This is a genomic window from Candidatus Frankia nodulisporulans (assembly GCF_902806475.1).
Classification (GTDB): Bacteria; Actinomycetota; Actinomycetes; order Frankiales; family Frankiaceae; genus Frankia; species Frankia umida.
Window position 1 is genome coordinate 1 of the sequence record NZ_CADCWS010000137.1, and the last position, 11,232, is coordinate 11,232.

Consider the following 11,232-nt stretch of genomic DNA (forward strand, 5'->3'; position numbering starts at 1 on the left):
CAGGCACAGCCGGGGGTTCGATCCCCGGCTGTGCGCGCTGTTCGACCGGTGGGACCGACGGGGACGCGTCGCTGATCGCCATCGCGCGCAGACGGGCGAGCCCCGCGAGCAGCCGCAGCTCAGCGATGCTGCGCGGCGCGCTGTCCAGCAGCGCTGGCGACATCACCAGCACCGCGAGCACCTGGGCCCGCGACAGCGCCACGTTGAGCCGGTTGCGGGAGAGCAGGAAGTCCAGCCCACGTGGTGCCTCGGCGGCGCTGGACGTGGTCAGGGAGGTGATCACGACCGGGGCCTCCTGGCCCTGGAAGCGGTCGACGGTGCCGACCCGCACCCCGGTGAGTCCGGCGGCGCGCAGGGCCTGTCCGATCGCCCGGACCTGCCGGTTGTACGGGGCGACGACCAGCACGTCCGCCGGTGCCAGTGGGCGCCGGCGCGCACCGTCGACGAAGGTGCGTCCGACCAGGTCAGCCACCCGTGCGCAGACCGCGTCAGCCTCGGCGTCGCAGCGTGTGGTGGCCCCCTCATGGGCGACGTCGACTAGGTGCAGACCGGGGGCGACCCCCTCCACCGCCCGTCCGGCAGCCACCGGATGGGCGTGCAACCGTCCCTGGTAGGCCAACGCCGACACCGGCGCGCAGACCGCGGGGTGCAGCCGCCGGGTACGGTCGAGGAAGTAGCCGAACTCCGGGGGCAGGATCTCGTTCTCCCCGAGCTGGCCGAGCCCGCCGTCGTCGCGGCCAAGCAGATGCGACAGCGCGGAGGCGTCCGCCCCGTCGGGGTGGATACCCGCCACCACCTGCGGCAACTGCTGCGGGTCGCCGAGCAGCACCAGGTTGCGTGCCGCCCCGGCGACCGCGAGGGTGTCGGCCAGCGCGAACTGGCCGGCCTCGTCGATGATCAGCACGTCGAACGGCTCGGCCGCCAGCTGCGGATTGGCGAACGCCCAGGCCGTGTCGCCGACGAGATGGCCCTGCGGGTGCTCCCGCCGCCAGGCCACCAGTGCCTTGAGGTCCCGCGGCACGTCCCACGGCGGTGTGTCCGGGCGCTGCGAGGCGGATCGTTTCGCCTTCTTGGCCGCCGGCAGCCGGGCGCCGGGCGCCGGCCCGGCGTCCTCGAGGGCGGCGAGCATGGCGTTCTCGATGGCCTTGTGGCTGGTCGAGCAGATGCCCACCGACGCGCCCCGCGCGACGAGATCACGGATGAGACGCCCGGCCAGGTAGGTCTTGCCGGCCCCAGGCGGGCCCTGGACCGCCAGATAGGACCGGTCGAGGGTGCTGACCGCGGCGAGCACCGCCGCCACCTGGTCGTCGCCGTGGGCGGCGGCGTCCGGCAGCGGTCCGCCGCGTCCACGGCGGCGGGGCGGCACCCGGCGCAGCAGGTCGAGGCCGGCCTCGGCGGGCAGCGCGGGCAGGGTCGCCGCGACCCGCTCGGCCAGCAGACGGATGGCCGCGGGTTTGGGCCTGGGTGACACCGGATCACCGGGTAGCACCGCCAGCGGCATCGCCCGGGTGGTCCGATCGGGGGGTGCGCTCTCGAGCAGGACCAGTTCGTTCGGCGCGGCCAGTTCCACGGTCGCGCCGCTGGTCACGCCCAGCGCACCGGGTGGCCCCGGGTAGAGCAGACGGACCTTGTCCGCCCGCTCGAACGGGTGCGGGCGGCGCGGGTCGATCCGGGCGCGCAGCTCGCGGCGGGCCTTGCTGCGCCGCCCGGACGGCTCGTCCCAGTCCGCGTCGAGCTGCCAGCCGGTCGGCACACTGCAGTCGTCGGCGGACTCCAGGGTCTCCCGGTCGGCCGCCAACGCGGCGAAGTACGTCCACCAGGCCGGCTTGTTCTCCCGCCGGTGGTAGCCGACGGCGGCGGCCAGCAGGGCCCGGGCCCGTTCGTCGTCCGACCAGCTCGTCTGGTCCACCGGTAGGCCCGCGAGCAGGGCGTTCACCACGGCCTCGGCTTCGAGGGTGGCCTGCCCCGGCAGCTGCGTGTCGGCGTCGTCCACCGCCGCGGGAGCGGTCGCGGCGCGTTCGGCGGCGGACTCGTCCTGGTGGGCGGGCACCCCCGCGGCCTGTCGCCGCGCCAACAACCAGCGGTGCAGCCGGTGGGTGGAGACACAGTCCACCCGGTTGTAGTCCGCGATCTCGGCGAGCAGCCGCTCGGCCTGCGCGTTCTCGCCCGCGGCCCGGTGCGCCAGGACCGACTCGTACGCGACGATGCTGTCCGCCGCGGTGGTGACCGCCGCCGTGCGCGCCCCCGGGTAGAACAGCGGCTCCAGGTACTTGATCGAGTAGGACGGTTGCGACACCCGCAGGCTGCGCCGGACCACCGTGTGCAGGTCGACCAGGCGATGGGCCCGCAGCAGCTCGTCGACCTGGTGTTCCCGGGTGCCGTGGCGGGCGGCCAGGCGGCGCAGCGCGTTCGGTTCGTACGGCGCGTAGTGGTAGATGTGGGCGCGCGGATGATCCCGCAACCGGGCCGTCGTCCAGTCGACGAACTCCTCCAACGCGCGCCGTTCGCCGGCGCGGTCGTGCGCCCAGAACGTCCGGAACTCCTCCCCCACCTGGTCCGTCCCGTCCGGGTGGGGGGACTCGTGCGGCTGCCGCGTCCCGTCCGGCCTTCGCACGCCGTCCGGGTGGGCGGACTCGTTCGGGGGATGGGTGAGGGTCACGGCTCCGAAGAGGTACTCCAGGCCGGATGCCTCCAACGCGTACGGATCACCTTCCATATCGAAGTAGATGTCGCCCGGGTCCGGCGCCGGCAGCATCGCGAGACCCGCGACGTCGACCATCCGCACGCTCACCGTGCCGAGTGGATCCTCCGTGCTGCGCGACGCGTCCTGGGCGGACTGCAACTCCGCCTGCAGCCGCAGCCCGGCGAACGTGGTCGTGGAGATCTCCGCGGGACGCCGCTCGTCGGCGGCGACCGCGAGCTCCTCGACGGTGGTGATCCCCACACCGCGCAACGCCTGCCGCTGCTGCCCGCGCAGACCCGCGACCAGGGACAGATCGCGGGCCTGTGCCCGGCCGGTGGCGCAGTGCCCGTTGAAGGCGCAGCTCGCGCACTGCGGCCGGGCCTGCGCCCAGTTTGGCGCGGGCACCCGCGCCGGCCGGTCCAGCCGCGCCGTCAGCCGAGCCCGCGCGTGCGTCACCAGCGGCGCGAAGTCATCCACCCGCAACGACCGCACCAGCCCCGCCGCCGCGTCCGGCTGTCCCGCCGGCCGCGGGTCGGCCGCGGTGCCCGGTCGCGCATCGGACCGCGCGTCCGGTCGGCTATCCGGATGGACTCGGCTGCCTGGATGGACTCGGCTGCCTGGATGGACGAGGTGCATCAGGTGCGGGACGGGGACGCCGACCGAGGGCAGCGCGAGCGCGTACGCGGCGAGCTGCAGCACCGCGGCGGGCGTGGCCGCGCGGGCGAGCTTGGCGTCGACCGGCTCGTAGCGGCCGGGCTCCACCGGACCACGACTCGCCCCGGTGGACGGGTCCAGATGCGCGGCGATCAGGAAGTCGGGCCGGCCCTGGAAGCTCCCGTCGAACAGAACCCCCTGGTAGACGACCGGGACGCCGCGGGCAAGCGCCGCACGGGTCCGGGTGAGGGCGGTGGCCAGGCCCTCCGCCGTCGGTACCGGCCGGGGGATCTCCACCACCGCGTCCACGCCGAACGTCCGGCGCAGATGACCAAGCCATCGCCGTTCGTGCGCCTCCCCGTGGCGCACCGCGGTGCGATCGGGTGGGCTCAGCCGCACCACCCCGGCGTCCGGGCCGGTCCCGCCGTCCGGGGCCACCCCGGAGCCCCCCGGGGTGGCCTGGTCGGCCTCGGCGGCCAGGCGGCCGTCCGCCATCGCCTGGGTGAGCTCCGTGCGGTGTCCGCATTCGACGACGTCCACGAGGTCACCCGCGGAGATGATCCAACGGCCGTCGAGCCTGTACACCGCACCATCCCCGTCCGCTCCCGCGCGGGCCGCCAGGCGCGACCCGGGCTAGAGACTGTCACCGGTCAGCCATCGGCCACGCCGGGGGTCCGTCCGGGCCAGGGCGCGGGGAGACGGCCGGAGCGACCGGCACCTTCGGGCCAGGATCCGCGGTCATGATGTGACACGGCTACATCCTCCCATCGGGCCACTTCTATCGGGTGTTCCTGACCGGGCGAACCGCGCGGGCGGCAGAAAGAATTGTGTGTGGCTCTCGCCACAACCCACTTCCGAGCCCCCCCGCGTACGACATGACATTGCGACTTGATGTGACATTGCGACCAGGTATGCCCGAATCGGTGCGTAACGCGCAGAGACCGTTCGGTATTACGATGAACGCAAAGGTCTACGGGAGGCACGGCGTGCGCAGCATCGATCGCCTGCTGCATCCGCGGGTCGTCGCCGTCGTCGGGGCGAGCCGGGCACGGTTGGTCACGAAGTGTTCCGTCGCCTGGTGGCCAGCGGCTTCACCGGCACCGTCTATCCGGTCAACGCCGCGGCGAGTCACGTCGCGTCCGTGTACGCCTACCAGGATCTCGCCGATGTACCCGAACGGGTCGATCTGGTCGTGATCGCGGTGCCGGCGCCGCGGGTCGCGGCGGTCCTGCGCACCTGCGCCGCGCGGGGGGTGCGGTCGGTGATCGTGGTCTCCTCCGGTTTCGCCGACGGCGGCCCCGCGGGGCAGGTACTGCTGGCCGAGGTGTGTCAGATCGCCCGTGACGCCGGCATCCGTCTGCTCGGCCCGAACGCGATGGGTGTCATCAACACCGCGTCCACCTCGCGTCTGCACGCGACGTTCGCCGTGGGTAACCCCCCGCCGGGGCGGGTCGGCGCCTTCACCCAGTCCGGCGCGCTGGCCGGCACCTTCCTCACCGACGCGGCACGCCGGGCGATCGGGTTCTCCACCTTCGCCTCCGCCGGCGACCGGTCGGACGTCTCGACCAACGACCTGCTCGAGTACTGGCAGACCGACCCACGTACCGAGCTCGTCCTGCTGCACCTGCAGAACTTCGGTAACCCGCGCCGGTTCGCCCGGATCACCCGCCGGCTCGGGCGGACCAAGCCGGTGGTGGCGCTCAAAAGCGGCCAGGACTCCTCGGGCGGTGCCGCCGACGCGCTGTTCGCCGGCACCGGGGTGATCCGGGTCGACACCCTCAACCAGCTGTTCGACACCGCGGCGCTGCTGGCCCATCAGCCGCTGCCGGCCGGTCGCCGGGTCGGCGTGGTGGGTACGTCCAGCGCGTTGGCGGCGCTGGCCACCGACGCCTGCCACAGCTACTCGCTGGCGGTGCCCGGCCTGTCCGCGACGACCCGCGCGGCGCTCGCGCGGATCGTCGGCCATGACGGCGCCGACAATCCCGTCGACCTCGGCCCGCTCGCCGACCCCGCCCGGTTCGACGCGGCGCTGCGCCTGGTGGCCGGCAGCGGCGAGGTCGACGCGCTGCTCACCCTGGTCACCCCGCATGCCCAGGTCGACCGGCTCGGCGCGGCCGTACTGACCGCCTCCCGCGATCATGGACTGCCGGTGCTGGCCTCCTACCTGGGTCAGGACGGCATGCCGGCGCCCCTGGCCGTTCCCGACGCGGTGGGTTCACCCGGACGCGGCTCGGTGCCGTCCTACTCGTCGCCGGAGTCCGCGGCGCTGGCACTCTCCCGCGCCGCCGATCACGCCGTCTGGCGGGCCCGGGCGCAGGGCCAGGTCCCGTCGCTGTCCGGCATCGACACCGCGCACGCCCGCGCTGTGACCGCCCGCGCCGTGACCGGGCACGCTGTGGTCGACGACGCGTGGCTCCCGGAGCCGGTGGTGCACAGCCTGCTCGCCGACGTCGGCCTGCGGCTCTGGCCCAGCACCCGGGTCGCCGACGCCGACGCGGCGCTCGCCGCCGCGCACCGGGTCGGCTGGCCGGTCGCCATCAAGATCGCTGAGGAGCGGTTCCGCAGCCGCCTGGACGTCGGCGCCGTGCAGCTCGGGGTGGGTGACCCCGCCGAACTCACCGCCGCCTGGCAGGCCGTGCGCGCCGCGGTCGGCCCCGGCGACATGCTCGTCCAACCGATGGCACCGGGCGGCGTGTCCACCGTCGTGCGGATGCACCACGATCCCAACGTCGGCCCGCTGGTGTCGCTGCGCCTCGGTGGCGCCGTGGCCGACCTGCTCACCGACCCCGTCGCCCGCACCCTGCCGCTGACCGACGCCGATGCCGCCGAGCTCATCGCCGCCGTGCGCGGCAGCGTGCTGCTGCTCGGCGGCTCCGGCGCGCCCGCCGCCGACACCGACGCCCTCGCCGACCTGCTGCACCGGGTCGCCCGGCTCGCCGACGACGTCCCGCGGATCACCGAGATCCTGCTCGACCCGGTACTCGTGGGCCGACGTGGCGTGGTGCTGCTCCACGCCGGCATCCGCCTCGCCCCACCAGTGGACGCGCCACCGCCAGCGACAGCGGTAACAGCACCGGCGACAGCGGCGGCGGGTGACAGCGCGGCCGGCTAGCCCGGTACGTTCGTAACCATGACGGCACGCCAGCGGATCGCGTTCCAGGGTGAGCGGGGCGCGAACTCCCACATCGCCTGCCGGGACGTGTACCCCGACTTCGACGCGGTTCCCTACCCGACCTTCGACGAGTGCTTCTCCGCGCTCGAGGAGCAGGCGGTGGACCTCGCGATGATCCCGGTGGAGAACTCCACCGCCGGCCGGGTCGCCGACATCCACCTGCTGCTGCCGCGCCCCACCGTGCACATCATCGGCGAGTACTTCCTGCCGATCCGCCACCAGCTGCTCGGTCTCGTCGGCGCCACCCTGGACGACATCAAGACCGTGCACAGTCACCCGCAGGCCCTCGCGCAGTGCCGGGCGGGGCTGCGCGCACTGGGGCTGGTCGCCGTCACCGCCGGTGACACCGCCGGTGCCGCCCGCGAGATCGCCGAGGCGGGCGACCCGAGCCGGGCCGCGATCGCCTCCCGGTTGGCCGCCGAGGCGTACGGCCTCGAGGTCCTGCGCGCCGACCTCGAGGACGAGGCGCACAACACCACCCGCTTCCTCATCCTGTCGACCGAGAACCTGCGCGCCGCCGCCGGTATCGGCCCGCTGGTCACGACATTCGTGTTCAAGGTGCACAACCGGCCGTCCGCGCTCTACAAGGCGCTCGGCGGGTTCGCCACCGGCGGCGTCAACATGACGAAGCTGGAGAGCTACATGGTGGGCGGCCACTTCGTCGCCACCCAGTTCCTCGCCGACATCGAGGGCAGCCCGGAGGACCCCGCGGTCGCGCAGGCCTTCGAGGAACTGTCGTTCTACGCCGACCACCGCATCCTCGGCGTCTACCGGGCCAGCCGTTACCGCGAGCGCCAGCGCCTCGAGCCCGCCCCGGTGGCCATGGCCGCCGGGGCCGAGGTCGCTCCGTACGCCGCGAACCGTCCCGCCGTGGACCGTCCCGCTCTGGACCGCCCCGCCGCGTCCCGGTGACCGCGCCGACCGCGCCACCTCGGCCCGGGCCGGCGCTGCGCATCCGACTGCCGCAGGTCGCGCCGTCCATGCGGGAGTTCCTCGCCACCGAGGCCGGTGGCGCGGTGCTGCTGCTGCTGGTCGCCGCCGTCATCGCGCTGATCTGGGCGAACTCGCCCTGGTCACACGGGTACGAAGCACTGTGGACGGCGACCGCCCAGGTGCGTCTCGGTGACGCCGACCTCACCCTGAGCCTGCACCACTGGGTCAACGACGGGGCGATGGCGCTGTTCTTCACCGTCGTCGGTCTGGAGATCAGCCGCGAGTTCACCGCCGGTGAGCTGCGCGACCGGCGCATCGCCGCTGTCCCCGCCCTCGGTGCGATCGGCGGGCTGACCCTGCCCGCCGTCATCTACCTGCTGTTCAACCCCTCCGGGCCGGCGGCGCACGGGTGGGGCATCCCGATGTCCACCGACACCGCGTTCGTGATCGGCATCCTGGCGCTGTTCGGACCCGCCTGCCCGGACCGGCTGCGACTGTTCCTGCTCACCCTCGCCATCGTGGACGACATCGGCGCCATCACCGTCGTCGGGATCTTCTACACCGAGCACGTCCGGTTCGGGGCGCTCGCCCTCGCCGGTGGGCTGGTGCTGGTCATGCTGGTACTGCGCTGGCTCGGCGTGTGGCGGCTGCTGCCGTACGCGCTGGTCGCCGTCGTGCTCTGGGGTGCGATCCACGCCTCCGGGGTGCACGCCACCCTCGCCGGAGTGATCACCGGGCTGCTGATTCCCGCCGTCCCGCCCCGACCCGACCAGGCGGCGCAGGTGCCGGTGTACGTGCGGGCGCTGGCCGAGGAGTCGAACGCCGCCCGGGCCAGCCTCGCCGTGATCGCGGCGAAGGCCACCGTGTCGGCGAACGAACGGCTGCAACGGGTGCTGCATCCGTTCAGCGCGTTCGTCGTCGTTCCCCTGTTCGGTCTGGCCAACGCCGGGGTGCACCTGGACGAGCACACCCTGCGGGCGGCGGCGTCGTCCCCGGTGACCTGGGGGGTGACGCTCGCACTGCTGCTCGGCAACGCGGACGGCATCACCGTGGCGAGCCTGGCGGCGATGCGCACCGGCCTCGGCCAGCTGCCCGGGCAGGTCCGCTACGGCCATCTGGTCGGCGCGGCCACCCTGGCCGGGATCGGCTTCACGATCTCGCTGTTCATCACCGAGCTCGCGTTCACCGACACCGAGCTGCGCGACCAGGCGAAGATCGGCATCCTGGCCGGTTCGTTCAGCGCCGCCGTGCTCGGCACCATCCTGCTGCGCACACTCGGCGAACGGATTCCGCTGTGCTCACCGCTGACCGACGAGCCGGTGCCGACGCTGCCCCCACGCCCCTGGCGCCCACCGGCACCTTTTCTCCCACCGCTGCCACCCCCGGCTTCGACGTAGCCCGCGGCTTCGACGCATCGTGTCCTGGCCGCCGTCCCTACCCGCGACGCCGCCGACGCTGACCTGACGGTGCGCGACGCAGCGACAGGGCCATCGCCTTACGCAGCGGGGCGATCTCCGCCCGACCCCGGTACGGCGTGCCGCCCAGGAAGATACTCGGCGTTCCCCGCACCCCCTGTTCGATGGCGAGGCCGTAGTCGGCCTCGACCGCGTCGCCGTAGGGCTGGGCCGCGTCGCCGATCACCAGGTCGCCGTCCACACCGAGCGCACCCGCGTAGGCCCGCAGGAACTTGTCGGCCAGCCGGTCCTGCCCGGCGAACAGCCGGTCGTGCATCTCCCAGAACTGCCCCTGGGCCCCGGCGGCCTCCGCCGCGAGCGCCGCCGTCAGCGCGTACGGATGGACGTCGTACACCGGAAAATGGCGGAACACCAGCCGAACCTGCCCGTCGGAGGTGTCCACCAGCTCCCGCAGCACCGGCGCCGCCTGCGCACAGTACGGACACTCGAAATCCCCGTACTCCACCACCAGGATCGGCGCGTCCGCCGGCCCGTACGCGTGCCGACACGGCGCGGTGTCCACCGCGACGACCACCGCACCCGACCCGCCCGCACCGGCGTCGCCCCCTGCCGGGCCGTTCGTACCGCCTGCGCCGTTCGTACCGCCTGTACCGGATGCACTGGCTGTACCGGATGCACTGGCTGTACCGGATGCACTGGCTGTACCGGATGAACGTCCAGGAACCAGCTTCACACCAGCGATTATGCCGCCCGCCCGCGTCCCGGCATCTGCCACGACCAGCTCCCGTGACCGCCACTACCGGCCATCTGTGACTCCCAGTAGCGGACCCTGCGGGCTCGGGCCGCCGTCGGGCCCTCGAGGTGAGGGAGAATCGGTGGTATGAGCTCCCAGGACGGCGATCCCGCCACGACCACGGGCGTCTCGGACGCCGCGACGCCGGTGTGGGATCTCAACGCCGATCTCGGCGAGGGGTTCGGGGTGTGGCGACTCACCGAGGACGACGCGCTGCTCCCGCTGGTCACCAGCGCGAACGTGGCCTGCGGCTTCCATGCCGGGGACCCTTCGACGATGCGGCGGGTGTGCGAACGGGCCGTCGAACACGGGGTGCGCATCGGTGCGCAGGTCAGCTACCGCGACCTGGCCGGTTTCGGGCGCCGCGCCATCGACATGGACCCCACCGACCTGCGCGACGACCTCACCTACCAGCTCGGCGCGCTGGACGCGTTCGCCCGCATCGCCGGCGACCGGGTGCGCTACGTCAAACCACACGGTGCGCTCTACAACCGGGTGGTGGCGGACGAGGAGCAGGCCGCGGCGGTCGTCGAGGCGGTCCACGGATACGACCCGGGTCTGCCCGTGCTCGGCCTGCCCGGATCGGCGCTGCTACGCCGGGCCGCGGCGGCCGGACTGACCTGTGTCGGCGAGGCGTTCGCCGACCGGGCCTACACCGACACCGGCACCCTGGTCTCCCGGCGCGAACCCGGTGCTGTCCTGCACGACCCCGAAGCCGTGATCCACCGCACGGTACGACTCGCGACGACCGGCACCCTGGACTCCGCGCACGGCGTCCCCGTACGGGTGGCGGCCAGGTCGATCTGCGTGCACGGCGACACCCCCGGCGCCGTCGACCTCATCCGACGCCTGCGCACCGCGCTACACGAGGCCGGAGTCACCGTGGTGCCGTTCTGCTGACCACGCCGCGTCTGCCCGAACCACATCGCCGATGTCGTCTGGGGGTCCCATGCGGGTACTGACCTGCGGCGCGGACGCGCTGCTCGTGGAGGTCGCCGATCTGGACGCGGCCGGCCAGCTCTACGCGCACCTTCGGACGGCACCCCCACCGGGTGTCGTCGCGCTCGTCCCAGCAGCCCGCACCGTCCTGGTCCGCTTCGACCCGACTCGCACCGACCTCCCCCGCCTACGCCGCCTGCTCACCGACCCGCCACCACCCGCCACCGCCGCCCGCGTTGGCACTGGGCCGTCCGATGCGGTGCGCCTGGACGGGGCGGCGGGCGAGGCGGGGGACCTGCCGACGGTCACGGTGCCCGTCCGCTATGACGGGCCGGACCTCGCCGAGGTCGCGCGCCTGAGCGGGCTGACCCCCGCGCAGGTGATCGACCGGCACATCCGCGGCACGCATCGGGTGGCGTTCTGCGGTTTCGCCCCCGGTTTCGCCTATGTCTCGGGGCTCGACCCCGCCCTGCGCCTGCCACGGCGCGACTCACCGCGCACCCGTGTTCCCGCCGGTGCGGTCGCGATCGCCGACCAGTTCACCGGCATCTACCCTCGGACGTCACCGGGCGGCTGGCATCTGATCGGACGAACCGACCTGGCCGTCTTCGACCTTGACCGCGAGCAGCCCGCGCTGCTCCCC

7 protein-coding genes are annotated in these 11,232 nt (G+C 73.5%); 5 read left to right on the plus strand and 2 right to left on the minus strand.

Annotated elements, in window-relative coordinates; genetic code table 11:
* Nucleotides 1–3,922: TM0106 family RecB-like putative nuclease (locus G6R24_RS13250; protein WP_225438475.1), on the minus strand; the 3,922-nt coding region annotated here is incomplete at its 3' end.
* A gap of 478 nt (nucleotides 3,923–4,400) precedes the next feature.
* Between G6R24_RS13250 and G6R24_RS13255 the strand changes: the two genes are divergently transcribed.
* From G6R24_RS13255 to nhaA, 3 genes are read left to right on the plus strand one after another with little or no spacing between them, the layout of a single operon-like run.
* On the plus strand, nucleotides 4,401–6,449 hold the full coding sequence (locus G6R24_RS13255; protein WP_338083868.1) for an acetate--CoA ligase family protein: 2,049 nt from the start codon (nucleotides 4,401–4,403) through the stop codon (nucleotides 6,447–6,449).
* 18 nt (nucleotides 6,450–6,467) lie between these two features.
* Entirely contained in the window at nucleotides 6,468–7,421 is a 954-nt protein-coding gene (locus tag G6R24_RS13260; RefSeq protein WP_163549559.1) for a prephenate dehydratase, read from the plus strand.
* A complete protein-coding gene (gene nhaA / locus G6R24_RS13265) occupies nucleotides 7,418–8,839 on the plus strand; it encodes a Na+/H+ antiporter NhaA (RefSeq protein ID WP_217451515.1) in 1,422 nt (473 codons plus the stop codon). Before G6R24_RS13260 ends, nhaA begins: the two co-directional genes overlap by 4 nt.
* Before the next feature lie 37 nt (nucleotides 8,840–8,876).
* Here the strand turns inward: nhaA and G6R24_RS13270 are convergent, their stop codons facing one another.
* On the minus strand, nucleotides 8,877–9,419 hold the full coding sequence (locus tag G6R24_RS13270) for a DsbA family protein (protein WP_225438476.1): 543 nt from the start codon (nucleotides 9,417–9,419) through the stop codon (nucleotides 8,877–8,879).
* 318 nt (nucleotides 9,420–9,737) lie between these two features.
* On the opposite strand from G6R24_RS13270, the gene G6R24_RS13275 reads away from it, so the two are divergent.
* Complete coding sequence (locus G6R24_RS13275; RefSeq protein WP_163549561.1) at nucleotides 9,738–10,550, plus strand: LamB/YcsF family protein; 813 nt, start codon at nucleotides 9,738–9,740, stop codon at nucleotides 10,548–10,550.
* Nucleotides 10,551–10,581: 31 nt separating this feature from the next.
* Nucleotides 10,582–11,232 (plus strand): 5-oxoprolinase subunit B family protein (locus tag G6R24_RS13280; RefSeq protein WP_225438477.1); only part of this gene is annotated, 651 nt, incomplete at its 3' end.